Here is a 24399-nt window from a genome sequence, read left to right on the forward strand (position 1 = left end):
TGGGCGCTATCAACTGGACCGGCATCGAACCAACGGTGCTGAACGACATTCAAAGTGATGGCGCGGTCCAAGGCCAGCGCGGTGCGTTCCACGGGAACGCAGCCCAAGCTGATGATTGGGACAAGCTGCTTCGGGGCCAGACCGGCCGAGGAAGGCTATGCCTCAACGGGCTACGCGGGTAGCTCCCAGCTCGGGCCGTCAGGGTGATCCAGCCACAGCCGCGTCCCCGCGGGATCGATACTCAGGCCGAATCGCTCGTATCCGGGGCTGCCCAGCGTGAGCCATTCGAGATAGGCGGCAGACACCTCGTCCCAGAGCCGCCGTCGGCCGTACTGCGTCACCCGGCACTCGGCGGCTCCCGGGGCGTGGTCGCAGGCCGCCCAAGAGCCTTCGGCGGTGTGGTCGTCCAGTTCGTACAGCAGCACCGAGTACTCGGAGTCTTCGATGATGTCGTGCCAGGCGACGTGGGGAGCCAGCGCGGCGCACAGCAGGCGCGCGCCCACGGCCGCTTCCCCAATGGTGCGTGGATTGACAGCGGTCGTCGATTGCTCCGCCATCTTGTGGCAGTGGCTGCTCCATCGCTGGTTGTACCGCTGCTCGCGCAGCATCATGTAGTCGGCCCTCCCGTGGAAGCGCCCGATCGCTGTGGCCTCGTCCAGCACCGTGAGGCGCAGCCGGTAGCCGATGCGTCCGTTACCGTGCCAGGGCATCACGATGGTCCCTCCCGGCCGGGTCTGCTCGATCCAGGCCAGGGGAATCTGCGACACGCCCGCGGTGACGTGGACGCCGTCGAACGGGGCCCGTTCGGGGCAGCCCTTGACGCCGTCGCCGACGACCAGATGCGGGCTGAATCCGGCGGCGCGGAGATTGGCCTCGGCCTGGGCCGCCACCTGCTGGTCTACCTCGATGCTGGTGACGCCGTCCTGCCCGACCGCCCACGACAGCAGGGCAGCTGTCCAGCCGGACCCGGTTCCGATCTCCAGAACACGGTCACCTTCCCGCGGATTCAGCAGCTCCAGGAAGGGGAACACGATGCCGGGAGCCGACACCGAGGAGGAGAAGACCCCTTTCCCGCTAGCCGGGTCGCCCGATCCGTCGTCGGTCTGGATAACTATGGAGGTGTCGGAGTAGATCGCCGCCCACCAGGCCGCAGGGGTGTCGTGGACGTCGAACCGTCCCCTGGGCGCGTCGGCGTGGTTCGCCGAGAACCAGGCAGCCGAAGGTGCGAACCGATGCCGGGGCACCTCACGTAGTGCCCGCTCCCACCGGGGCTCGGTGATCGAGCCTCGGGCTCGTAGATGGCCGGACAGCCAGGCGGTCAATCCCTCGACCGTCTGGCCATCCGGAGGCGTCAACGCGCCCATGCGGGTCCCTTCTGAAGTATGTCGGCCATGGCTGCAGGGACGGGCAGGCCCGTCTTCAGGTTCAGCCATCCCCACTCGCCACTCTGGTTGGTCTCCAGGAAGTACCACTGCCCTGTGACGTCGCAGATCAAGTCCACGGCCCCGAAGACCAGGCCCAGCCGGTCGTGCAGTTCGACGAGGCGGTCCCGGACTTCGCCTGGCAGGTCGATCCGCTCGTAACTGAGCGAGTCGTAGTCGCTGCGCCAGTCGATGCGGCCCTGCTCGCTGCCGCTGTCGATCCGCACTGCTAGCACCTGACTGCCGACGATGATTGCCCGCGCCTCGAATGCCTTGTCGATCCACTCCTGGAACATCTGCGCAGTCCGGCCCAAGGCCGGATCGAGCAGGCTGTCCAGATCCTTGATGGGGGTGGTGTAGACGACCCTGACCTGCCCCTCGTCGGCATGCCAGATACCGCCCACCGGCTTGTAAACGACGGGCCCGCCAAGACCCTTCGCCCAGGCATGTGCCTGCTGGGGGTCTGAGGTGATGATGGTCTTGGGGATGTTCAGACCGGCGCGTGCGGCTTCGACGAGCTGGACCGGCTTGTACTCGGCCCGCATCGCGGCCAGGGGGTCATTGACCCACAGGCAGCCGCTCTGCCGCAGGGCGGTCAGCACCCCACCGAAGCCATAACGCGCCTCCGAGTACGCGAAGGCGCGCTCGGGGGAGGTCATCTGCTCGTCCATCTTGAACTGCGTCGGCCTGCGGAGGTAGACAGCGCCCACGCGAGCCAGGTCCAGCTCACCACGCGGGGTGTTGACAATCCCGGTCCAGCCCATGTCCCTGGTCTGGATGCCAGCCGTCATTGACACCAGAGACGGGAAGTCGGCGGTGTCCATCGTGACGACCGGCACTCCCCGGTCCACCAGCTCGACCGCGACGCGCTCGGCCACGGCGTCGGAGTCATCAGTGATGATCAGGACGGTATGCGCCACGATCTCAGTCCTTGCTCTTCTCCTCGTTGGGGCCGGTGCCGTCACTGCTCTGCTCGCTTGTCTCGTTGCTTCCCCCCTCGTGTTTGGTGGCGGTGACAGGCGGCACGACCAGGTGCCGCAGCCCCCAGGGCCGCGCGAGGCTGGCCGGGGTGTCGGGGGCGGACAGGATGTGGTTGCTCGGCGACATGGGGAAGAAGTCCCCGGCCCGGAAGATCGTCCCTCGCGATTCGCCGTCCGGGGAGTGCGTGATGAGATCGAGAGTCGGCTGGGCTTCCGGCACGGTGCTCGTAAGCATTGGTTGGTCCTTTCTGTGGCGTGCTCCAACTGGTCCCTCAGCTGCTCAGGGGGTGCCGAAAGGGTCGCGGCATACTCTTTCGGGCCGTTCCCGCCAATCGGAGGCGGGGGCTTCACGCGGGGCCATGCATCGACCGTAGAAGTGTCCGTTCCGTCGACTCAATTAGTGTGTACGAGTTTGTACAAGAATCAGTCCAGGAACTCCATGGCCGCATTGATCAGCGCGCGAGCTTTCCTCCCGTAGACCGCGTCGGCGGCCAGGTCCTCGAAGAGTTGGACGTAGAGGGCGATCTCGCGAGGCTGCGTGATGGTCACCGCCGCCGTCAGCAGTTCGATGAACACCTGCACCTCGTCATAGAGGTGGAAGTTCTCGGCGGGCTTCTGGACCCGCCTCCCCTGAGTAGGCACTACGCCCAGGGAGACGTTCGGTCGTCGCATCATGACCAGGAGGCGGTTCAACTGCTCCCGCATCACGTCCCGGGGGAAAGGTTGGGCACGTAGCGCCGACTCCTCCACGAGGATGGCCGCTCGGCGGGTGCCATCGTCCAGCAGTCGTTGACGATCCACCCGTACCCGGATCGCGTCTTCGATGTCCGGGGGATCTGAACGGTGCAACTCCGCACTCCGCAGCATGAGCGCGCGCATGTATCCGGTGGCCTGAACGGGCCAGGGGAAGGTGGTCGAACTGTAGAAGCGGTAAACCTGGCTCTCCTCGTACAGCTTCAGCCGCATCTCGTTAAGGTGCTTCTGACTGCGCTGAAATTGGCGCCACTCTATGTAGGCACTCTCCACGTTGCGCGAAGCCGCTATCAGGCCGGGAATCTCCTCTGGCACGCCGCAAAAGTGACACCAGATCTCGATGTCCTTCTCGGTCGGCGGCGTACGGCCGGACATGAGACGAGAGCACCTGGACTCCTCCCAGCCAGCCTGCCGCGCCAGAGCGCGCGAAGTCAGGCCGGACTGGCGAAGGATCGCTCGTAGCCGGTTGCCGATGGCCTTACGGGCTTGCTGAGCGCTGCTGGACGATATCGAGGGCACGGTACGTGGCGCGGTGACTAGGCGGGGTTGTACTCCGCATGGTCGATGCCGCGCTCCCAGACGGCTTCAAAGGCGGAGTTGCACAGGCTGACCACTGCTGGATCGTCGGTCATTTCGTACCCGACGAGGTCACCATCACCTGACGAGAAGATCAGCCGCACCAGCCCATCGTCGAACTGCCAGAAGTCGCAGCCAGGCAGCGCTAGATCGTAGGCACGCTGCCGGGGTAGCCAACGAACCAACTCCCCCGCCGCAAGGTTCGCGGCAGGAGTGATGGCGTGCTCGTACCGGATGTAGTCGCTGAAAGGTTCCGAGACGACTCTCGCGCGACGGAATATGACGCCGCGCGCGACGTGCCGGCCGATGAGGTCTACCCAGGAGGACAGGTAGTCGTACCTGGAGATTTCTTCGATACTGACGCCGGAGCGCCATGCCCGGTAGCCCTCACCGCGGAGCCCATAGGTGTCCCGCATCTCCAGGTGCGTAACCGAGCGCTGGGTCTTGTCCAGCAGCTCAGCCAAAGTTGGGATTGTCGCCACCCAAAGCCTCCCAAATAGCCTTGCGCAGATCCGGAGGAATCCGGAAGGCGCGCTCGTCCGGTGCGATGTGACTGTACTGCTCGATCTCGGAGATCACCTCGGGGTCCTCGATCGGCCAGCCGACGAACACAAGGCTGTTGTCAGCCTCATCGACCGAGACCGAAGGGCAGTTCTCAGTGTCGCTGCCCCCCTTGCCGTAGAACCGTAGCGCCATTGATCTCTCCTGGGCTCTGAGTCTGTACGGACTTGTACACCTCTCGAGGTTGAACGCCAGCAGTGCGCCAGTCAAGGGCTACGCTGCCCGCTCCCTCGGAGAGCGCCGGGTTGCCGCGCTCGGGCGACCAGGTGCAGTTTGGCGTTGGCCGCCACGCGGAGGAGCGTGGCGATCTGGGAGCCCGGTATCGCGGTGCGCAGGGTGTCCACCACAGGGGGGTCTTCAAAGGGTTCCGGTGATCGCCTGGATTACCGCTCTGGTGTCGGCGAGGTCGGGCAGTACGACGTCCGCGCCCGCCGCCCGAAGTTTCGCGGTGCTCGTAGTCCCGGTCGCGACCGGGACCACCCGGGCCCCGGCGGCTTGCGCGGTGGCGACGTCGCGGAGGGTGTCGCCGACGATGACGGTGTCGGCGCCTCCGTGGCGATAGCCGAGATGGCGCTCGGTCCGTTCGAAGGCGTGCGCCGGCAGGTCGGCGCGTTCGTAGGCGTCGCCTCCGTACGCGCCGAGCCGGAAGTCGAGGTGGTGGTCGAGCCCGAACAGCTCCATTTTCAGCACCGCGAGCGGATGCACGTTCCCGGTCAGAACCGACTGACGTACTCCCGCGACAGCGCCCAGCGCGGTCAATGCGGCATCCGCGCCCGCCAGCACGTGCCCGCCGACGGCCATCTCTCCGGCACGCTCCCGCAGCTCCATGAGCAACATTTCGATGAAGGCGTCCACCAGTTCGGCGCTGGGCTCCAGGCCGTGGGCTCGTAAAGCGTCCGTCGCCGCGGCCAGTTCGGTACGGCCGTCGAACTGCCAGGGCTGCGCCAAGGCGCGGCCGGTCACCTATTGGAACGCTGCGGCATATGCCGGGCGCGCGACGGAACCGGCATCGATCAGCGTGTGGTCGATGTCCCAGAGCACCAGCAGCGGCGTCGATGTGTTCGCGCCCATTCACCTTCCCCCGTGATTGTCGTAGGCCCATTCTCACCCCCGGCCAGTTCGCCCCGGCGCATGCCGGTACCCGGCGGTTTCGATCTCGTGGAAGTGGGCGATATGACCGCCAGGGGCGGGAGTGCGGTGGGGTGGGGGCAGGGTGGGGGTTTTGCAGGTCTTTGGTCGAGGTACGGCCGAAGGCGCACAGCAGGGGGAAGGCGCTGCAACTCGTACGGGGCGCTGGCTCCGCATGGCCACCGCGCTGGCCGTCGCGGCGCCGGGGTCGATCGCCGGTGTGGCCGTGGCGGACACGTTGCCCGTGCCCACCGCGTCCCCGACATCGGCGACCGGAAGCACGGCGGAGTGGACCACGCGGATCCTCGCGCCCGGCGTGGAGGTGCGCACCGGAACGCTGCGGAACGCCGCCGCCTCGCCCCGTTGGACGGTCAACGTGCAGGCCCCGGTGGAGGCCCGGTTCACCGGCGCTCCGGCCTGGGCCCCGGTGGGGACGGAGTCCTGGGCCTTGGAAACCGCTGACACATTGCGCACCGCCGGATTCACGCCGACAGTGCGGCCGATACCGTGGCCGGACTACAGCGACACACCCGGCGGTCTCATGGGCGTACGGGTCAGGATCGGCGCGTACGTGAAGCGGAGCACGGCCAACAGCATCGCCGCACGGGTCACCGAGGCCGGATTCCGCACCGCGGTCGATTGGACGGGCTATGACGCCGACCAACTGGCCGATCTGCAGAACGTTCATGTCGCGGTCATCGACCCCCACACCTTCAGCGGCTCGATCACGGCCACCCACGAGGGGAACGTGACCGATCGGCGGCAGACGTCCTCGGTGGCCGCCAAGCTCGGTTCGCTGGTGGGCGTCAACGGCGGCTTCTTCATCACCTCCGACGCCGACGGCGTCCAGGGCGTCCCGGCCGGCATCTCCGCCTACGACGGCGAGCTCGCGTCGATGGCGGTGGGCTCGCGCACGGCGCTGATCCTCGCGGACGGCGGACGGCACAACCGGATCGCCGATCTGACCACGACCGTCACCGCACGTGCCGGCCGCTCCTCCTACGACGTCCAGGGCATCAACCGTACGCCGGGGCTGGTGCGCGACTGCGGCCGGCCTGGCGGGCAGCCCACCGCGGAGCCGCGCCAGGACGTCACCTGCACCGAGGCCGACGACCTGGTCGGGTTCACCTCCGAATACGTGCACGAGCTGCCCACCGGGCCGGGTGTCCAGGTGGTGCTGAACTCCAGGAACCGTGTGGTGTCCACTGGCAGCCGGGGCGGCGCCGTTCCCCCCGGCCATACCGTGCTTCAGGGCACCGGCTTGGCGGCCGACTGGCTCACCAGCCACGCCGAGGTGGGCCGGAAGGTCTCCGTGAGGAAGGTCATCCGGGACACCGACGGCCATCGGGTCCGGCTCGGCGCGGACGACAGCATCGTCAGCGCCGCCCCGACACTGGTGAAGGACGGACGGATCCACATCGACGCCGCCGCCGAAGGCGTCGTCGACCCTGCGGACCTGTCCTTCGGCTACACCTGGGCGAACAAGCGCCAGCCCCGGACGATGGCCGGCCTCGACCAGCAGGGCCGCCTCCTGCTGGTCACGGTGGACGGCCGCCTCAGCGGCGGCAGCGAGGGCTTCACGCTCACCGAGGGGGCGGCCTTCATGCAGTCGCTCGGGGCCGTACAGGCGATGAGCCTGGACGGCGGGGGCTCCACAGCCATGGCGGTGGACGGGGCACTCGTGAACCGCCCGTCGGACGCGACCGGCGAACGCCCGGTCGGCGACACGGTCCAGGTGCTGCCCGCTCTTCCCGTTGCGACGGGCCCACGATCGTCATCGCCGAAGGTTCCGCTGGAGTCGGGGATCGCGGAGTAGATGTCAGCTTCTCTCACGCTCCCGTTGGCGGTGTAGCGGGTACGGTCGGTCCAGCCGTGCGAGAAGGGATCATTGTGGTGAGCCATATCAATACGGGCGACATTCCATTCCGCGCCAGGGTGCGCGGTTGTCTGCTCGGCGGAGCGATCGGTGACGCCCTCGGCGCGCCCATCGAGTTCGACCCGATCGCCGCCATCCGCCGCGACCATGGCCAGGCGGGGCTGACCGACCTCGCACCCGACTGGCGCGGCAAGATCGGTCTGATCACCGACGACACCCAGATGACGCTGTTCACCGTCGAAGGGCTGATCCGCGCCGACGTACGCGGACGGGAGCGAGGCATCAGCAGCGCGGTGGACGTCCTCCGCCACGCCTACTTACGCTGGCTCGACACCCAGCAGCACCCCTCCCCGCCACCCGCGGACGATCTCGTCCGCACCGGCCGGCTGCGCGAACAGACCTGGCTCTACTCGCGTCGCGCGCCCGGCACCACCTGCCTGTCCGGCCTGCACGCCGACCGCGGCCCGATCGCCGCTCCCGGCACGCCGGGGCCGATCAATCCCGGCTCCAAGGGCTGCGGGACCGTCATGCGGTCGGCCCCCTTCGGACTGGCCGCCCGTGACCCGCACACGGCCTTCAAACTCGCGGCCGACTGCGCCCAGATCACCCATGGGCACCCCACCGGTTACCTCGCGGCCGGGGCTTTCGCGGCGATCGTCTTCTTCCTGGTCGAGGGCAGGCCCCTGCCGGAGGCCGTACATAACACCCTCGACCTGCTCGGCGAGCAGCCCGCACACGAAGAGACCACCGCCGCCATCCAGGGCGCGGTCGACCTCGCCGGAGCGGCGGAGCCGTCGCCGGAGACGGTGGAGAAACTCGGCGGCGCATGGGTGGCCGAGGAAGCCCTCGCGATCGGGATCTACTGCGCGCTGGTGGGCGGCCAGGACATCGAGCGGGCGCTCCTACTGTCGGTCAACCACTCCGGCGACAGCGACTCCACCGGCTCCGTCTGCGGCAACCTCCTCGGCGCACGGTACGGCGACGCGGCCCTTCCTCCACACTGGCTGTCCCGCCTGGAAGGCAGCGACACCATCACCGAACTCGCCGACGACTTCACCACCCAGTTCACCGGTGGCCGCCTCGCCGGGGACAAGTACCCGGGATGCTGACGGCCAGGCTCAGCAGTTGTCATTGATCCATTCGACTGCCGCATCCACCGCCAGACTGCTGCCAGGAGTAGGTCAGCTCCGGTTCGCCTGACTCGTCGTCCAGGCCGGACACGGTGAAGCCGTGCCGTTCGTAGAAGCGGCAGGCGTCCGTGTCGCGCTGGAAGGCGTGCAGGCGCAGGCCTCCGGGCCTGACACGCTTGGCATGAACGATCAGATCGGTGCCGATGCCCTGACGTTGGAGGCCGGGCGTCACGAAGAGGTGGCCGAGCTGGTCGATGCTGAGCGTGGCGAAGGCGACGATCCGGCCGCGCAGCTCGGCGACCCAGAGTTCGTGGCTGGAGCCGCACGCCAGGAAGCCCTCGATCCATCCAGGGCTCCCGGCGTCTGGTTCGGCCTCCCGCAGGTACGGTTTGCCGGCCGTGGCGGACAGAAAGACGTCGCGGACCGCGGCGGCGTCGCCGACCCACCCCCGCCGGATCAGCGGCAGGGCATCGTGCAGGACGAGGTCGGCCATCTTCGCCAGCCGCCGGAAGTACTGGAAGCTCTCCGGACCGCCGAAGGGTCCGCGGTGCAGGTCGGCGACGCACCGGCGGAGGATCGCCCGGGTGCCGCCGGTCAGCCGACCACCCGAATGGAGATAGCTGTGGACACAGCCTGCCGTGTACGTGTCAGCCATCAGAGCGTCAGTTATCAGAGCGTGGGACCCCCCAGGAAATGGCTGGGCCTTGTGTTCGGCCCACAAGGTCTCAACGGTCTGATACATCGCCTCGTGGCTGTCCGGCCCGTACCAGCGGAACCCGAACCGGTACCGCTGCTCGTCGTGGCGCACGCCGTATCCGCGCTGCTTCTCCGATCGCCGTCGTGCGGCGAACGCCTCCATCTCCCGGAGCCGGGCCGCGCGGCTGGTCTCCAGGATGTCCAGGGCCCGCAGCAGCGCCTCGTCGCGGCGGTACATCACCGGCCCGGCCGCGCCGGTGATGTACCGCCACGTGGCGGTGAACCCGAGCGGCATGTGCCGTCCGACGGCGCATCGCAGGGCCGTGCGCCGGTGGCTGTAGGGCAGGCCATGATCGCGGACGCGTCGGGCATCGGTGGCGAAGGTCACTGCGGGATCTCCTCTCGCGTCCACAAGTTGGATCTGATCGTGCCTGATCCGATCGAGTGAGGAGAACCGGTGGCCCAAGCTCGGGGGCTGCGATCAGGGGTGGCCACCGCCGGGAGGTGGTGGCCACCCCTGGTGATCAGTTGGAGACGGTGGCGAGGCGGGTCTTCAGGCCCTGGCCGAAGGCTGTGGCCGTGCCGTTGTAGTCGGTGATCAGGGCCGGGCCGCTGGTGCAGGGCCAGGTGTTCCAGGTCCAGCCGAGGTAGCCGACGCCGTGGGCGTCCGCCCAGTTCATCAAGGTGTCGATGAAACTGTGGGCGCAGTCGTTCTCACCGATCTCGGTGAGGCTCAGCGGCACGGCGGCGGCCACCGGGGCCAGCTGGCTGTCGTAGCAGGAGGTGTTCGCGCAGCTGTTGAAGTTGTAAATGTGCGCGAACGCCGCCAGGTTGTTCAGCGGGTCGGTCGGCTTGTTGGCCAGCCAGCCGGTCAGGTCGTTGGAGTAGGCCAGGCCGCCGATCATGATGATGTTGGTGGCGCCGGTGGCCCGTACCGTGTTGACCAGGCTCTGGAATCCGGCCACCTGGTACGAGATGCCCGGACAGGTGCCGCCGTTCTTCCAGCAGGCCCAGCCGGTGGTGGTGCTGCCGGTGGCGCGCTCGGGGTACGGCTCGTTGAACAGGTCGAGGATGACCGCGTCGTTGCCCTTGAAGGCGTTGGCCACCCCGGTCCAGAACGACGGGGCGTACTGGGCGTCCGGCATCGGCTTCTGGCAGGTCGCGTTCACGTCGGAGCAGCCAGAGGAGTTCCCGGTGTACTGGCCGTAGTTCCAGTGCATCTCGACGATCGGCGTGATGCCGTTCGCGATCAGCAGGTTCACGTACGTCTTGACCGCGTTCTGGTACGAGGTGCCGCCGTACTGCGCCTGGACGGGGGCGACGCCCAGCCAGCACTGCTCGTTGAGGGGCACCCGGACCGTCCGGATCTTCCAGGAGCGCATCGCGGTGACGGAGGCCTGGTCCATCGGGCCGTCCCAGATGCCATTCCCCTGAATGCAGGCGAACTCGCCGCCGGACCGGTTCACGCCGAGCAGCCGGTAGGTGGCGCCGGAACTGGTCACGATGCGGTTGCCCTCGACGTGCAGCGCGGGCGCGGCGCCGGTGGCGGTGTCGTTGTCGGCCTCGGTCGCGGTGAACGTGCCGGACAGGTAGTTGGGCGACGCCGAGGTGAAGTTCGCGGTGCCGTTCGTGGTGTCGGCGTCCTCGGCCGCGGCGATGGTGACGTTCTGGGGCATGTTCCAGTTGGCGGTGGTGAAGGTGAGCGTGCCGCCGGACGCCACGGTCAGGTCGGTGTCGCCGCTGACCCGCGTGGTGGTCACGGTGGCGTTGCTCGTCGGGGCCCGCGACAGCCGTACGGACACGGTCGCGGTGCCGCCCTCGGGCACGGTGACGGCCGTCGGGCTGACCACGACGATGGGGTCGGCCACGACGGGCAGCACGGTGACGTTCACCGCGGTGGAGGTCGTGGTCGCGCCGCCGTTGTCCGTCGCCCTCGCGGTCAGCGAGTAGCTGCCGGCCGCGACGTTCGTCCAGCTGAAGGTGTAGGGCGAGGTGGTGTCGGTGCCGAGCAGCGTGCTGCCGTTGTAGAACGCCACACTGGTGACCGACCCGTCCGAGTCGCTCGCGGTCGCGGCCAGCGCGATGGTGGCGGGGGCGCCGTAGCTCTGCCCGTTGGTGGGCGAGGTTAGGGACACCGTGGGGGGCGTGTTGGGCGGCGGGCTGCTTCCGGTGCACGTCACGTTGTTGATCGAGAAGGTGCCGGGGTTGGTGTTCGTCCCGCTGTAGGTGCCGTTGAACCCGATGGTGGTCGACCCGCCGGTGCCCAGGCTGGGGGCGTAGGAAGGCGCCACCACTGTGACGTTCTGACCGGACTGCGACCAGGTGCCGCCCCAGCCGTTGCTCACCTGCTGGTTGCCGGGGAAGGCGAAGCGCAGCGTCCACGGGTTGACCGGGTCGCCGAGGTTGGTGATCGTGACATTGGCGCCGAACCCGCTGCCGTTGTCCCACGCCTTGGTGTACGTCACCGAGCAGGCGATGGCCGCGTTGGCCGCTGTGGAGGTGGCCACCAGACCCACTGCGGCGAGAACCACCGCCGCGGTCGCGGCCAGCGTGCTCCGCCGGCGGCGGAGCCGATTCAACGTACTCATCCGAGAGCTTCTCTCTACGCGAGCGATGGGAGCGCTCCCAGATTGCTGTGTTTCACGGCAATGTACAGGGCGTTAAGCCGTTATCGTGTCGCCCGTCATCGAACGCCCCATTTGCCGGTGAACCGTTCAATCCACGGCCGGTGCTACGACTTAGCGGGCCGCCTCCACCTGGCCTCCGCGTCATCAGTCTGGTAAGCGGACATCGAGCGATTCCAGCGCCTACTCGCTGCCGAACATCGTTGCAACGCCGCTCAGGCAGCAAACAGGCTGGGCATTTCACCTCAAACCTTCAAACGCCTCGCCACGGGCCTGACGCCTGTCGCCGTCGATGAGGTCCGGAAGTACGGCCGGATACTCACCGTCCGCTATCCGCGCCGAGATTGAGCGCTGCCACCGCAGAGCCCAAGCCCGCGCGGAACGAAGAACCCAGCGGCGCCTCTCCTGGCGCCGGCGATGGGCGGAGGTGCTGGGAATACCGCTCAAAAGTGTTCCGCCGACCATCGGACGGCCTACGCCGAAAGCGATCGCGGCCATTCAAGACCAGCTACCACCCTGGGCGCAGCGCCCCCGCAGCCTTGAGTAGGTGGATGGCCGTCACTGCCGAGTGCCTGGAGCGATGAAGGGGCGCAGGGTCTGGGCGGCGATGCGCAGTCCCTGTTGCGTCTTGGCGAGTGTGCCGCCCCAGACGAGATCCTCGTGCTCGACGGCGACGGTTCCCTCGTACCCATGGACGTAGAGGGTGTCGATGATGCGGTTCCAGTCGAGTTGGCCGCGGCCGGGAATACGGTAGCGCCACCAGCCGACGTCGGTAGGTGAGGTGCGTTCGACCGTCTTGCCGAAAATGCCGTAGCGGCTTCGGGCCCGTTCGTCGATTTCGATGTCCTTGGCTTGGACGTGGGCGACCATGCCGCGCCGCAAGGCGTACTGGAGTGCGTCGACCGGATCGATGCCCAGCCAGGCCAGGTGGGAGGGGTCGTAGGTGAGTTGGAAGCCGAGATCGAACATCCAGTCCCACAGTTCGGGCGAGTACGCGAGGTTCCCGGGGTAACCGTCGGCATGCCAGCCCTCCATCGGACAATTCTCGGCGAGGAGGCGGACGCCGCGTTCGGCCGCGTACGCCAGCAGCGGGCGCAGGTGCTGTTCGGCCAGCTTCAGGTTGTCGGAAACCGACCGGGTGAGATCCCGGCCGATGAAGGTGCAGACATCAGGGACCTCCAGGGCGGCAGCGGTGTCGATGACCGACCGCAGATGCCGGTGGATGGCCTCGCGTCGCCGGTCGTCGGCGTGCAGGTTGTTGTCGCAGTAGGTGACCACCGGGATGGTGAGGGAGTAACGGTCCAGGAGTTTTCTGACCTGGTCGGCGTCAGCGGCGGAGAAGTCCCGAACGTCGAGATGAGCGGCGTGGTGGATGTGGCTGCTGTCCTTTGGCCAGACCGCCACCTCAAGGGCGTCGTACCCGGCCTGGGAGGCCCACGCGGCCACCTGTTCGAGAGACTGCTCGCCCAGGCATGCGGTGAGGAGCCCGAGTTTCATCGCTTCTCCAGGAGGGTGACGAGTTTGGCGAGCAACTGCTCGGTGTCGAGGGTGTTGGGATGATCAGCCCCACGTACGCGGATCTGCACCTTGAGGATGCGGCGCAGCCGGCGCAGCGCCCGACGGCGGACGAGCACACTTGGATGGGCCAGGGCATGCGCCAATGCCAGGTGCTTGGCCGTCTCCTGGGCGTCGGTGTGTCGGCGGCCCTGCAAACGCCTTCGTTCGGCGTAGACCGCGCGCAGGATCTTCAGGCCTCGTATCCCGTCGCCGTTTCGTACCAGCATCTTGCCCATGCTGTCGATGCTGTCGATGGTGTCGGCATGCGAGGCGCCCAGTTCGTCCGACCTGTCCCTGGCGACCTGTCGATATCCCTGCGTCGCTTCGTGCTTCTCCCGTAGTTCGCCCTGGATCCAGTTGCGTTTGCACTGGACATGTCGGAGTAGTGCCAGTTTGGGGTTGGGCAGTCGCACCATGAGGGCTTCGAGGGCCAGCAGTCCCGCTTTGGCCTCTTCCAGACGTCCCGCGCGCATTACCGCCCACCACAGCAGCTGCAAGGTGGGGAAAGTGCGGGGATCTTGGTGGCCGTACAGCCTGGCCTCTTCCTCGTGCAGCTCACGTAGCAACGCCTCAGCCCGCGCGTGGCCGAGTTGGACCAGCCCGTGAGCGTACGAACGACGCACCGCCAGCAAGGCCGGGTGATCAAAGCCGAGGCGCATGGTGATCGGGTGTGCGCGGTCGAGCAGGGGAATGGCAAGGGCCACGGCTTCCCGTTCGGCCCGGGCGTCGACAAGGGCCTCGCAGGCGATGGCGAGATCGGACGCCAGCTTCGCCAAGGCGGTTTCGTCGAAGTTCGCCGGTGGATGCTGGCATAGCTTGTTCAGCCGTACGGCCCGTGCGTCGAACTGTTTGCGGCGGCTTCGGGGTATGAGGCGGATATCTTCGAAACCCCGCATGTTCGGGGGAATTCCGGCGTACAGCTCCCTCGCGATCCGGGATCCGCCGCGACGAACGAGCATGGACAACGCCCACCGGTTGGCGGCGATCACCCGGGTGATCGGCCCTGCCCCGGCTTCCTCGCTGAGTTGGAACTCAAGGTCGGGTAGCCAATGGTTCCTGTAGATCTCTTCGCGCAGTTCCGCGGGCATCTGCAGGGCGGCGAGCCGCAAGATGGCGAAGGGTAGCCTCTCCAGGCGCACGCGGGCCTCCTCGCTGATCAGGTCCTGGAATATGGCAAGAATGAGCAGGCCGATAAAGGTCGCGGCAGCGCCGGCCACCGGCAGTACGTGGCTCATTGAAGCCCCTCCCCGGGGCGTAGCGCTCGCAGGTCGCGCGGCGTCGGCCGCAGCCGGTCGCTGAGCCTTGCCAACTCCAGCCGGGCCACCCTCGCGCCCTCGGGCGTCAGTCGGTATCCACGGCGCGCAGGACGGCCGGCCACTGCTGGGTCGATGTCTTCTTCTGTGACAGTCAGCCACTGCGCGGCCTGGAGCCGGGCCAGCAATGGATAGATCTTCCCACTGGGGAAACCGGTCTCTTTCATGAGGTCATAGCCGTACCGCTCTCTTGCTGGATCTTCAAGGAAGACGCCGAGGATCGTCGCCACTGCGACGGTTATCTGAGGAGCCATAAGTAAAACTTTTACATAGGGGGCAAATGCCGTCAACAAAGCCCCAACCAAGGAAAGGGACTTGCCGTGCTACACGCCGATGAGGTTGAGCAGGAAGGGTGCGCTGAGGAGGCAGGAGTGGGCGGACTGGGCGCGGGCGAAGAGGCGGATCAGGGGGCGCATGTGGTAGCGGTCGGGGGCGTGGCTTTCCAGTAGGCGGGCCTGGGCCAGGGCGTCGAGGGATGGCTGGATGTCGTCGGTGTTCCCGTCCGTGAGTGAGGCGACGACGGGGGCGGTCACCTCCGGGAGGTCGAGGAGGCCGAGGAGTTCGAAGAGGTCGCCGGCGGCCGGGTGGTGGTCGAGTTCGTGGCCCGCGGTCAGACGTGCGCGGACGCACAGGTCGCCGTGGCGGAGTTCGGCCAGGCGGGTCTCGGGCGGGGTGAGCCGGGCGGCCAGCCGGGTCACCGGCCAGTGGGGGTTGTCGGCCAGCCGGGCGCCCGCGACCCGGACCGCGAGGGGCAGGCGGTCACAGAGTTCGACGATCCGCGCCGCCGCCTGGGGCTCCTGGCGTACCCGCTCGGGGCCGGCGAAGGCGGCGAGCAGGTCCGTCGCCTCGCGTTCGCCGAGCAGGTCCAGGTGGAGGCGGGTGGTCGCGTCCAGGGTGGTGAGCCGCGCCCTGCTGGTCACCAGGACGGCCGAGGCCGAGCCGCCCGGGAGCAGCGGCCTCACCTGGGCGGCGTCGACGGCGTTGTCGAGGACGATGAGCATGCGCCGTCCGGCCGTCTGGGTCCGGAAGAGCGCGGCGGCCTCGTCGATGTGGCGGCTCGTGTCGGGCACGTTGAGTGCTCGGAGAAATCGGGCGAGGGCCTCGTCCGGGGGCAGCGGGGCGCGGCCGGCGGTCGTCCCGTGCAGGTCGGCGTAGAGCTGCCCGTCGGGGTACGCGGAGGCGACGGCGTGTGCCGCGTGGACGGCCAGCCGCGACTTGCCGACCCCGCAGGGGCCGTCGATGGCCGCGACCAGCCCATGGCCGGTTCCGGGGGTGGACAGCAGGGCGGTCAGCGCGGTGAGTTCGCCGTCTCTGCCCACGAAGGGCCCGGCGTCGGAGGGCAGCTGCGCCGGGAGGTCGGGCGGGGAAAGGCTGATCATCGCTCTGCGGGGCGACGCGTCGTCGAGGGCGGTTGGGGCGCAGCCGCCGTCGAGGCCGGGGTCCGCGGCAAGGATGCGCTGGTGGAGGCGGCGCACGGCCGGTCCGGGCTCGGTGCCGATCTCGGTGATGAGATGGAGCCGGAGGTCCTGGTACGCCAGGAGGGCGTCGCTGCTCCTGCCGTCCCGGTAGAGCGCCAGCATGAGCTGGGCCCACAGCCGTTCCCTGAGCGGGTTCTCGTGGAGCGCGCGGCGCAGCGGGCCGATCGTCTCGGCGTGGCGGCCCAGCGCGATGCGGACCTCCGCCAGTTCCTCAAGCACCCGGAGGCGGTCCTCGGCCAGTATCCGCGCCCAGGCGCTCAGCGGCTCCGAGAGCGTCTGGCCCTGCAACACCTCGCCACGCCACAGGTTCAACGCCTGGCTGAACGCGACCTCGGCCGCGGCGGCGTCGCCCCGGCGGTGGGCCTGGTCGCCCCGCTGGGTCAGCTGCTGGTAGGAGAGGGTGTCGAGTTCGTCGGGCCGTACGGTGATCTGGTAGCCGTTGCCGGTCGTCTCGATGCGCGCCCGGCCGTGGTCGAGCGCGGCGAGCATCCCGCGCAGTTGCCAGATGTAGGTTTTCAGGTTGCCGCGGGCGGATTTCGGCGCTCGCTCCCCCCACAGGTAGTCGATGAGCAGGCCCGAGGCGACCGTGGCGTTGGGCCGGAGCAGGAGCGCGGCCAGGAGTTGCCGATGTTTCGGACGCTTCAGGCAGAGCGACCATCCGCTGGCTGACTTGACGAAAAGGGGTCCAAGCAAGCCGAATTGCATGAAGATCGTGCTCCGGATCAGCTGACCATTAGGTCGTACGGACAGTCAAGGGCGTGATCAATTCCCCAATGTTCGATCTTCATCGCGCCGCCGTAAAGAGATGATCAAGAGAAATCGGGATGAATAATGACAGTCTTCCCATAGCTATCTGATCAGGAGTTGCCAAAAGACCTGCGGTGGACCGGTGGTGGACCGGCGGTGGATCTCCGTCTGGTCAGGTATTGGACGGTCGCACACCGCACGTGGAGGTCCGATGCCGAAGATCGAGTTTTGCGTCCTGGGACCCCTCCAGCTCGGCGCCGAGGGTCGGCGCGTGCAGCTCAAGAGCCCACGGCAGCAGGTAGTGCTGGCCGCGCTCCTGCTCAACGCCGACCGCATGGTGCCGGTGGAGTCGCTGATCACGGCCGTGTGGGACGAGCGTCCGCCGGACGGGGCGCGCCACCAGATCCACAACTGCGTCTGGATGCTCCGGCGACGGCTGCGGGACGTCGGCGTGCCGGCGGCCGAGATCACCGGTTATCCGGCGGGATACACCATCCACCTCGGCGAGTCGCGGCTCGACGCCGCCGTGTTCGACCGGTGGCTCGCCGAGGCACGCGAGTTCGCCGCGCTGGGACAGACCACGCTGGCCGCCGCGCGGCTGCGGTCGGCGCTCTCGCTCTGGCAGGGCCCCCCGCTGTCGGGAGTGCCCGGCCGGATCATGCAGCGGGCGGCGGTCCAGCTGACCGAGCGGAGGCTGTCCGCGCAGGAGGAGTGGCTCGACCTGGAGATCGCGCTCGGCCGGAGCGCCGAGGTGACCGCCGAACTCCACCGGCTGGTCGCCGAGCAGCCCTTCCGGGAACGGCTGCGCGCCCAGTTGATGCGCGCGCTGTACCGCTCCGGCCGTACGGCGGAGGCGCTGGCGGTCTACCGGCAGACGCGGCGGCTGTACATCGACGAGCTGGGGCTTGAGCCGGGCCCCCTGCTGCGGGACCTGGAGGAGGCGATTCTCCGGGGCGACCGGAATCTGGCCGAGGTCAGCTCCTGACGGCACGGCGCCTGCGCAGGGCCCAGGTCAGGAAGACGACCACCAGGACCGCTTCGGCGGCCAGGACGAGCGCGGCCGGCACCGGGCCCCACAGGTCGTCGAGGGTGCCGAACCACACCGCCCCGAGCCAGGCCAGCACGGGCCCGAGGACGGCCGCCGACAAGGCCGTGTACGCGGTGTAGATCCAGCGCGCCCGACGCGGATAGGCGCGCACGCCGGCGGGCCCACGGCGCAGGAACGCCCCCGCGAACCGGAAGGACTCCGACTGGAGCCCGATCGTCGAGGTGGCGTGTTCGAGCATGTGGTAGCCGTCGAGCTGGAGCACCGGCAGCAGGTTGACCAGGACGGTGACGGTTCCGAAGAGCAGGAGCGTGGTGGCCAGGTTGTGCGGCCAGCCGGAGGCGGGGCCCCACAGCCACAAGGCGGCGAAAGGCAGGACGGCGAGCAGATTGACGTAGATCCCGGCGAAGGACGTCGCGACCCGGTGACGCGCCGCGGCGAACGTGACGATGTCGTCGACCTTGCAGTAGGGCGCGACGAACGGGAAGCGCCACATGAAGCCGATCTGGGTGGCCCGCCCGCCGTAGCGGTGGCAGGCCACGCCGTGGCCGAACTCGTGCAGGCCGATCGTGATCCACGAGATGAGCAGGCCGAGAGCCGTGACCCACCACGGCGACCCCGCCTCCCCCAGGGAGGCGTAGAGCGCCGCCCAGTTCAGGGCGACCTGCGCACAGACCGCCAGGCCGACCAGGGTGAGGGGCACCGCGACGATCGGCCGGAGCAGCCATCCGAAGGCGCGCGCGACCGGGGGCACGAGATCCGGCGCGCCGGGGATGGGCAGCCGCCAGAGCAGCGGGGTACGTCCCTCCGACCTGCGCGCGAGCGCCGCCTTCTCCCTGACGTCCGCCAGCAGGCCGGGGTCGGCGGGGTCGAGCAGCCCGCGCGAGCCCAGCAGGCCGAGGAGCTGCTGCCAGTGCTCGACGCCCAGCCGCCTGCCGAACCGCTCGGCGTACTCGACGCCGATCTCAGTGAGGCTACGCGACCCGTCCAGACGCCCCATGAGAAACGCCTCGCGGGGACCCACCTGGAGGTACGCCTGGGTATCCGCCTCCGCCACGAAGTGGACGGTGGCGGTTCCCTTCAGCAGGGCGGGCCCCACCCGTACGGACTGCCTGAGCTTGGGACGGGCGTCGTCGAGCCAGGCGGGCGCGGAGAGGTCCGTCACGCCGACCTCGCGAGGCCGGGTTCGAGCACCCGCTCGATGAGATACGAGAGGTAGATCTCGTCCAGGATGGCCGCGCCGATGCGGTTGTTGGTCATGTGGATGTACGAGCTCAGCAGGACCGTGGCCAGTTCCTCCCCGTCGGTCATCGGTGCGGTTCCGCCGCTACGCGAGGGGAACAGCAGCTCACCCCGGCCCGCGGCGGCCCGTACCCGGTCACGCAGCTTCCGGCAGTGGTTCAACCAGGTCCGCTCGATGCCGGAGGACTCCAGAGGTCCTTCGGCGGTGGCCAGCGATCCGATCCTGGCGACCCGCGCCGCGAACGTGTCGCGAGTCAGCTCCAGGCTCTTGTCGAACGAGTCGTGGTATCCGTCCGAAGGCTCCTGGTAGGAGGTCTCCCAGAAGGTCCGGTACCGCCGGAAGAACCTGCTCACCGCCTCGTCGTCCCCGAGGAAGGTGTAGGCGGTCATCAGGCTCAACTGGGCGGCCAGCCCCAGCAGCACCGGTCGCACGTGGGTGTTGGAGGTGGCCAGCAGCTGGGCCACCATGTCGCTGGACCGCTCGAAGTGCCACTCGGCGATCGAGATCCCTGCCTCGCCGCCGTAGCGGTCGTACTCCGGCTCGTACGGCAGCAGCGCGACGCTGTTGTTGGGGCGGAACGGCATCCGGCCGTCGGCGCCGTACTCCGCGTTCCAGCGTTCCTCGCCGTATTCGGCCAGGTACATCCGCTTGTAGAGGTCGGCCAGGCCGTCCACGTCGTTCTCGTAGAGTGCGGGGCGCCGGCGGAGGAAGTCCTCCACCGCGCCGACGGCCCGGCGGGTGACCTCCGCCCGGTCGGCGGGACGGGCCGGTTTGAACCGCAGGCGTAGGTGCGGGCCCTCCTGCCAGTACTTGATGAAGAACCAGCCGCTGATCAGGCCGTCCTCCCGGAGGCCCGCGACGAGCGGGCGAACGGCCTCGACGACGATCGGATTGGCGTCGCTGGCGTAGAAGACGTGCAGCGCCACCCACTCGCTACCCATGCCGGCCCCTCTCGTAGAGCTCGATCAGGAATTCGCCGACATGGGCCCTGCCGTGCTCGTCGCGCAGCCAGAGTTCGCCGAAGTCTGGGGCGCACTCGGTCAGCACGACGCGCGCGGACGCGCCCAGCGCCAGCTGTTCGAGCAGTTGCAGGGACATCCAGCTGCCGAAGTCGACGGGCAGCGGCTTGCGGGTCGCCTTGCGTTCGCCGTCCCCCGCGCCCCGGCCGGCGGTGTCGACCTGGGCGAAGACCCGGCCGGGAATCCCGTGCTCGCGCCGCCACCGATGGACCTTCAACAGGTGTTCCGCGTCGCTGTGCCGGGGGTCGCGGAACGGGAACACGCTCGTGCTCAGCTTCCACATGCGGCGCTGGAGCACGAGGTCCCCGAGCACCAGGCGCGGGTACATCGTGATGCCCTCGGCCGGGACCGGCTGCCCGGTGCCGGCCCACAGGTCGATCTGGGCCATGCCGCCCGGCGCGAAGCACATCAGCACCTGCTGGACCTCCGGCAGCGCCATCGGCAGCAGGAAGCCCAGATAGATCGGGATCACCTCGCGGCCGAGCCGGCCGGACATCAGCCGCACCCGGTCGGCCCGCTCGTCGTGCACCATGACGAGGTCGTCGAGGAGGATCTGCTCGCCGGGCGGCCGGGTGCTGATGTCGCCCGGGCAGACGATCTCGTAGTCGGTGACGCTCGGATGGATGTTGAGGTTGGTCGTCTCGTAGCCGCCGCGCAGTTCCGCGAGTACGGCCCCGGGCGGGGTGGCGCGGCGCAGGGTCTCCGCGAGCAGCGCCCGCGCCCCGCCTTCCTCCAGGCTGTGCGCGAACCGCGAGAACATCAGGGTCAGCCCCGAATACGCCTGGTTGAGCACCAGCCTGCCGTCACCGGGCCGCCCGGAGGCGGACGCGAGCTGGACGAAGAACGACCACGGCTGGTCGAACCTGCCGTCGGCCGGCAGATGCCGCAGGACCGCCGCCACGAAGTCGGCACCCAGCCGGATCTCCTCCGGGGTGCCCGCCTCGGGCTGGAGACCGCGCAGGTGCAGGGAGGCCGCCTCGCGGGCCCGATCCAGCGCCGCCAGCTCGGGGAGCTTGAACCAGTTCTCCTGCGGCAGGTAGATGTTGCCCTCGTCGAAGGCGCGTCTGCGCATGGAGCGCTGGGCGTAGGGGGCGAAGAAGTCGCGCTGGAACTCGTGGCAGAAGCGCTCCAGGTCGTCGCATCGGCCGCCGGATCCGTACCTGGCCTTGAAGAAGCCGAGGGCGGTCAGGCGGCGCGGCAGGCTCAGGTCGAAGGCGGGCAGGATGTCGGCGAGCGCGGCCAGGGACGGCAGCGCCTGGCTCTCCCAGGCGCGGCGGTCTGTCGCCATGCCGTCGCTCGTGATCGTCGTGTCCTCGTAGACCAGGGTGCGTGGCACCAGCCGCTCCGGCGCGCCGGCCAGGTCGTAGGCGTCGCGGACCCGCCCGCGGATCTCCGCCAGCAGGACGGCCCGGCCACGGGCGGGGGTCGCCGGGTAGCGGGTGACGAGATCGCCTGCCTGGTCCAGGGCCGCCGCCACCCGACGTAAGGCCGGGTGGGACTGGGTGGCCAGCCCTGCACCGAAGGCGGCGGCCGGGTCGGGCGACCCCAGGTCGAGCTGTAGGTCGGGGGCGAGCAGCAGGCCGAGCCTGAGCAGGTGGCCGAGCAGCCGGTCGGTCGCCTCGGCGGTCCGGTCGTCCGCCGCGGCCGCCACCTTCTCCGACAGCTCGCGCAGGGTCAGCCTGGCCTGCCTGGCGATCGTGACCACGTCGTTCAGCGCGGGACCGCTGGGCAGGAAGAACAGATCCTCGTGTACGCCGTCGATCGCGACGACCGCGTCGGGGTCGAGGCCGGCGGTGGTCCTGCGGCGGACGTACCGCGCGGTGTCGCCGTCCACGCTGACGCCCGGGGCGAGCGTGACCGAGACGTCGGACCTCAGCCCCGGGTCCGCGAGGATGGCGGCCGACAGCCTGGCGAGCACCGCGACGTTGAGCCGTACGGTGGAACGCTGCCGGAGCGAGGCGGGCTCGGGCACCGGGCGGGTGGCCTCGGACGTGAACCGCCCGAGGCCGACCGAGGTGAGCGTGCTGAACGGGCTCGTCTTCAGCGCGGCCCGGTAGAGCAGTTCAAGCAGCGTCCACTCGGTCTGCCGCCCGGCTTTGTCCAGCTTCCTGGCCGGGTCGAGGTAGCGGTCCATGCTCCGTTCCAGGACCTCCGACTGCAGCAGCACCGCGCAGCGCAGCGCGTCGTCGGCAAGCACGGCCCTGGCCCGGACCCGGGCGGCGGCGACGTCCGCGGCGAGGATCTCCGCGCCCTCTGCCAGGACCTCGTCGAGTGACGCCATGGCGGTTCGCCAGTCCGCGAGCAGGACAGAGGTGAGCGCCTGTTCGGCCTTGGCCAGCGTGGCGGGCCGGGGCTGCCGGGCGTTAAAGACGTCCCGGCGCAGGTTGATCAACGCGACCCGGTTCTGATCACCGCTGTCCAGGCTGGCGACGGTCCGCTCGATCTCCTCCCGGAGCCGGGTCCCCGCCGCGTCCCTGGCCGCCTCGTGGTCGAAGACGCGCAGGGTCCAGGCCACGGCGTTGTCCGTACGCACGGCCGTGACCACGTCGGCGGGCTGCCCGGCGACCCGGAGCAGGAAGGCCTCGCCGAGCCGCCAGCGGCCCGCGCCCGGGTCGAGGCCGAGACCGGTCGGCGGATGGTCGAGGACGTCCGTCATCGTGTGCCCCCTTCTGAGCGGTACAGGCTGTGGTCGTAGCCGAGCCGCGGGGCGCGCTCGTGGCCGAGGAGCATGAAGACCATGCTCCGTTCGCCGGTGCCCTCGATGCCGAGCAGTTCGTCGATCCCGATGTTGTCGAGCCCGAGCACCGCGCCGACGCCGAGTCCACGCGCGGTGGCCGCCAGGTAGGCGGTCTGGGCCGCCTGGCCCACCTCGATGGAGAGCATCCGGTAACCGCGCGCGCCGTACGCCTCCACCAGCGCGTCCAGCCGCCCGGTCACGACGAGGACCGCGGCCACTTCCGGCAGGCTGTAGTTGGTGAGCGCGTAGAGCCGCTGCAGGTTAACGTCCAGCGCGGCGCCCGCGACCAGGCCGCCCCGCGCGGCGTCGTACCGGTAGGCGCGGCGCTCCAGCCCGGCGACGCTGTTCGCCAGGACCCACTGCCCGGTCCACCCGTGGCCGCGAGGAGCCGGGGCGACGTCCGTCCCGGCGAGTCCGGCCTGTGCCACCGACGAGAGCACCCAGGCCAGATCGCGGGCGTCGAGCGGCGGGCGGGCGTTGAGGAGGCCGAAGCTCGACCTGCGGCGGCGCAGGCTGTCCCGGACGTCGAGGTCGGCGGCTTCCGGGGCGGGGTCCGGCAGCGGGACCAGGGCGTCCGCCGGGTCGCCTGATATGGCCCCGGCCCGCGCCAGATCCGGGCGGGGCAGGTCGCCCACCAGGGCCGCCGCGTGGACCCGGCTGACCAGCTCGAACGACCGGACCCGCCGGGACTTCTCCCACACCCGGTGCGGTGCCCGCACCTGGATCCTGACCGCCTCGTCCGCGTCGGTGTCCGTACGGCCGAGGGGCAGGACGAGGAAGGGCGCCTCATCATGGCCGTCCACGTCGAGCACGGCGCCGACGGCCGCCTCGTCGAACCACAGGACCGGTTCGACCGGCGTGTCGTGCGTGGCCAGCACCAGCCGCCAGGAGGCCAGCAGGGCGCCCACGTCCTGGGTGACCACGTGATAGCTGAACGAGTTGTACTTGAAGGCGTTCTTCCAGAAGCGCAGCGTCACCACCGCGTACAGCTCCGCCCGTACTCCGGTGGCCGTGGCGAGCGCGCCGCACCGGTCGCCGGTGGACAGCCGGTCCAGGCTGTGGTGCGCGGTGTCGTAGTGGTACACCCCCGGGGGCAGCGGCCCGGCGCGGCCGACCACCAGGTAGCTCTCGGCCGGGTACATGCCGCCGCCGGACGCCGTGGGCCGCGCCCAGACCGCTTGGTCCGAGCGGATCTTGGCGTGGCTGTCGTCGTTCCAGTTCGGCTCGGTACGGCGGCCGGTCAGCCCGTAGCAGCCCAGCATGGAGGCGAGCACGCCGAGATCAGGCACCCCGGGGGCCTGCGCAGAACCGGCGATCCGCAGGGCGGAGCCGATCCCCACCGGGGGCATCGAGCGGAACGGTTCCGGCAGCGGCACCTTGACCGTGTCCAGGTACAGCTTGTGGCGGGACGGCTGATCGGCCCAGTCCACCTGGAACCCCAGCGGCGGCAGCGGCACGTGCTGTCGCTCGAACATCCGTCGCGCGTAGTCCAGCGCGATCTCAGCGCTCACCTGA

The 24399-nt window shown here is 69.2% G+C and carries 20 protein-coding genes and 1 pseudogene; 3 read left to right on the forward strand and 18 right to left on the reverse strand.

Annotated features, from left to right (window positions below; translation table 11 throughout):
* Positions 1-170 precede the first annotated feature (170 nt).
* From KIP79_RS15965 to KIP79_RS15995, 8 genes and pseudogenes are all read right to left on the reverse strand, one after another.
* The gene (locus tag KIP79_RS15965; RefSeq protein ID WP_214105592.1) at positions 171-1364 is read right to left on the reverse strand and encodes a methyltransferase domain-containing protein; all 1194 of its coding nucleotides are present in this window, start codon (positions 1362-1364) and stop codon (positions 171-173) included.
* A complete protein-coding gene (gene tgmB, locus KIP79_RS15970; RefSeq protein ID WP_214105593.1) occupies positions 1352-2341 on the reverse strand; it encodes an ATP-grasp ribosomal peptide maturase in 990 nt (329 codons plus the stop codon). Before tgmB ends, KIP79_RS15965 begins: the two co-directional genes overlap by 13 nt.
* Before the next feature lie 4 nt (positions 2342-2345).
* Positions 2346-2636 carry a hypothetical protein gene (locus KIP79_RS15975; RefSeq protein WP_214105594.1) on the reverse strand — a complete coding sequence of 97 codons (291 nt, stop codon included), beginning with the start codon at positions 2634-2636 and terminating at the stop codon, positions 2346-2348.
* A 188-nt stretch (positions 2637-2824) separates the two neighbouring features.
* A complete protein-coding gene (locus KIP79_RS46995; RefSeq protein ID WP_250213313.1) occupies positions 2825-3367 on the reverse strand; it encodes a DUF5753 domain-containing protein in 543 nt (180 codons plus the stop codon).
* Positions 3368-3469: 102 nt separating this feature from the next.
* Positions 3470-3673, reverse strand: a pseudogene (locus KIP79_RS50065) (helix-turn-helix domain-containing protein); the annotation flags it as partial.
* Between the two features lie 17 nt (positions 3674-3690).
* Positions 3691-4194, reverse strand: a complete 504-nt coding sequence (locus KIP79_RS15985) for a DUF6879 family protein (RefSeq protein WP_214105596.1) — start codon at positions 4192-4194, stop codon at positions 3691-3693.
* Positions 4187-4426 (reverse strand): hypothetical protein, encoded by a 240-nt coding sequence (locus KIP79_RS15990; RefSeq protein ID WP_214105597.1) that lies wholly within the window; start codon positions 4424-4426, stop codon positions 4187-4189. The genes KIP79_RS15985 and KIP79_RS15990 overlap by 8 nt, the downstream gene beginning before the upstream one ends.
* 222 nt (positions 4427-4648) lie before the next feature.
* The gene (locus KIP79_RS15995) at positions 4649-5254 is read right to left on the reverse strand and encodes an HAD hydrolase-like protein (protein ID WP_214105598.1); all 606 of its coding nucleotides are present in this window, start codon (positions 5252-5254) and stop codon (positions 4649-4651) included.
* Between the two features lie 340 nt (positions 5255-5594).
* On the opposite strand from KIP79_RS15995, the gene KIP79_RS16000 reads away from it, so the two are divergent.
* The gene (locus KIP79_RS16000; RefSeq protein WP_214105599.1) at positions 5595-7235 is read left to right on the forward strand and encodes a phosphodiester glycosidase family protein; all 1641 of its coding nucleotides are present in this window, start codon (positions 5595-5597) and stop codon (positions 7233-7235) included.
* Between the two features lie 77 nt (positions 7236-7312).
* Positions 7313-8404, forward strand: coding sequence for an ADP-ribosylglycohydrolase family protein (locus tag KIP79_RS16005; RefSeq protein ID WP_308169743.1), 1092 nt, complete (start codon positions 7313-7315; stop codon positions 8402-8404).
* 19 nt (positions 8405-8423) lie between these two features.
* Here KIP79_RS16005 and KIP79_RS49460 read toward each other — a convergent pair whose 3' ends face one another.
* The 6 genes from KIP79_RS49460 to KIP79_RS16035 form a co-directional block, all read right to left on the reverse strand.
* Positions 8424-9509 carry a GNAT family N-acetyltransferase gene (locus KIP79_RS49460; RefSeq protein ID WP_214105600.1) on the reverse strand — a complete coding sequence of 362 codons (1086 nt, stop codon included), beginning with the start codon at positions 9507-9509 and terminating at the stop codon, positions 8424-8426.
* Between the two features lie 136 nt (positions 9510-9645).
* Complete coding sequence (locus KIP79_RS16015) at positions 9646-11709, reverse strand: cellulase family glycosylhydrolase (RefSeq protein ID WP_214105601.1); 2064 nt, start codon at positions 11707-11709, stop codon at positions 9646-9648.
* A 594-nt stretch (positions 11710-12303) separates the two neighbouring features.
* Positions 12304-13242 (reverse strand): sugar phosphate isomerase/epimerase family protein, encoded by a 939-nt coding sequence (locus KIP79_RS16020; protein WP_214105602.1) that lies wholly within the window; start codon positions 13240-13242, stop codon positions 12304-12306.
* On the reverse strand, positions 13239-14537 hold the full coding sequence (locus KIP79_RS16025) for a tetratricopeptide repeat-containing protein (RefSeq protein WP_214105603.1): 1299 nt from the start codon (positions 14535-14537) through the stop codon (positions 13239-13241). The genes KIP79_RS16020 and KIP79_RS16025 overlap by 4 nt, the downstream gene beginning before the upstream one ends.
* Positions 14534-14845, reverse strand: a complete 312-nt coding sequence (locus tag KIP79_RS16030; protein ID WP_308169744.1) for a PadR family transcriptional regulator — start codon at positions 14843-14845, stop codon at positions 14534-14536. Before KIP79_RS16030 ends, KIP79_RS16025 begins: the two co-directional genes overlap by 4 nt.
* Positions 14846-14938: 93 nt before the next feature.
* Complete coding sequence (locus KIP79_RS16035; RefSeq protein WP_214105604.1) at positions 14939-16786, reverse strand: AfsR/SARP family transcriptional regulator; 1848 nt, start codon at positions 16784-16786, stop codon at positions 14939-14941.
* 265 nt (positions 16787-17051) lie between these two features.
* Here KIP79_RS16035 and KIP79_RS16040 point away from each other — a divergent pair, with 265 nt between their 5' ends.
* Positions 17052-17825 (forward strand): AfsR/SARP family transcriptional regulator, encoded by a 774-nt coding sequence (locus tag KIP79_RS16040; RefSeq protein WP_214105605.1) that lies wholly within the window; start codon positions 17052-17054, stop codon positions 17823-17825.
* On the opposite strand, the gene KIP79_RS16045 is transcribed toward KIP79_RS16040, so the two are convergent.
* From KIP79_RS16045 to KIP79_RS16060, 4 genes are read right to left on the reverse strand one after another with little or no spacing between them, the layout of a single operon-like run.
* On the reverse strand, positions 17815-19050 hold the full coding sequence (locus tag KIP79_RS16045) for a M50 family metallopeptidase (protein ID WP_214105606.1): 1236 nt from the start codon (positions 19048-19050) through the stop codon (positions 17815-17817). The two genes, KIP79_RS16040 and KIP79_RS16045, sit on opposite strands and share 11 nt — an antisense overlap.
* Positions 19047-20069 (reverse strand): thiopeptide-type bacteriocin biosynthesis protein, encoded by a 1023-nt coding sequence (locus tag KIP79_RS16050; protein ID WP_214105607.1) that lies wholly within the window; start codon positions 20067-20069, stop codon positions 19047-19049. Before KIP79_RS16050 ends, KIP79_RS16045 begins: the two co-directional genes overlap by 4 nt.
* Positions 20062-22803 carry a lantibiotic dehydratase gene (locus KIP79_RS16055; protein ID WP_214105608.1) on the reverse strand — a complete coding sequence of 914 codons (2742 nt, stop codon included), beginning with the start codon at positions 22801-22803 and terminating at the stop codon, positions 20062-20064. The genes KIP79_RS16050 and KIP79_RS16055 overlap by 8 nt, the downstream gene beginning before the upstream one ends.
* Positions 22800-24395 (reverse strand): SagB family peptide dehydrogenase, encoded by a 1596-nt coding sequence (locus KIP79_RS16060; protein ID WP_214105609.1) that lies wholly within the window; start codon positions 24393-24395, stop codon positions 22800-22802. The genes KIP79_RS16055 and KIP79_RS16060 overlap by 4 nt, the downstream gene beginning before the upstream one ends.
* Between the last annotated feature and the right edge of the window lie 4 nt (positions 24396-24399).

The organism is Acrocarpospora catenulata, from assembly GCF_018476525.1.
In the GTDB taxonomy this organism is placed as follows: Bacteria; Actinomycetota; Actinomycetes; order Streptosporangiales; family Streptosporangiaceae; genus Acrocarpospora; species Acrocarpospora catenulata.

Bases quoted from the DNA above. Each gene is read 5' to 3' on its own strand.
- KIP79_RS15965 (WP_214105592.1), bottom strand. From the start codon at position 1,364: ATGGGCGCGTTGACGCCTCCGGATGGCCAGACGGTCGAGGGATTGACC.
- KIP79_RS15975 (WP_214105594.1), bottom strand. From the start codon at position 2,636: ATGCTTACGAGCACCGTGCCGGAAGCCCAGCCGACTCTCGATCTCATC.
- KIP79_RS46995 (WP_250213313.1), bottom strand. From the start codon at position 3,367: ATGCGGCTGAAGCTGTACGAGGAGAGCCAGGTTTACCGCTTCTACAGT.
- KIP79_RS15990 (WP_214105597.1), bottom strand. From the start codon at position 4,426: ATGGCGCTACGGTTCTACGGCAAGGGGGGCAGCGACACTGAGAACTGC.
- KIP79_RS16000 (WP_214105599.1), top strand. From the start codon at position 5,595: ATGGCCACCGCGCTGGCCGTCGCGGCGCCGGGGTCGATCGCCGGTGTG.
- KIP79_RS16015 (WP_214105601.1), bottom strand. From the start codon at position 11,709: ATGAGTACGTTGAATCGGCTCCGCCGCCGGCGGAGCACGCTGGCCGCG.
- KIP79_RS16020 (WP_214105602.1), bottom strand. From the start codon at position 13,242: ATGAAACTCGGGCTCCTCACCGCATGCCTGGGCGAGCAGTCTCTCGAA.
- KIP79_RS16025 (WP_214105603.1), bottom strand. From the start codon at position 14,537: ATGAGCCACGTACTGCCGGTGGCCGGCGCTGCCGCGACCTTTATCGGC.
- KIP79_RS16040 (WP_214105605.1), top strand. From the start codon at position 17,052: ATGCCGAAGATCGAGTTTTGCGTCCTGGGACCCCTCCAGCTCGGCGCC.
- KIP79_RS16050 (WP_214105607.1), bottom strand. From the start codon at position 20,069: ATGGGTAGCGAGTGGGTGGCGCTGCACGTCTTCTACGCCAGCGACGCC.
- KIP79_RS16055 (WP_214105608.1), bottom strand. From the start codon at position 22,803: ATGACGGACGTCCTCGACCATCCGCCGACCGGTCTCGGCCTCGACCCG.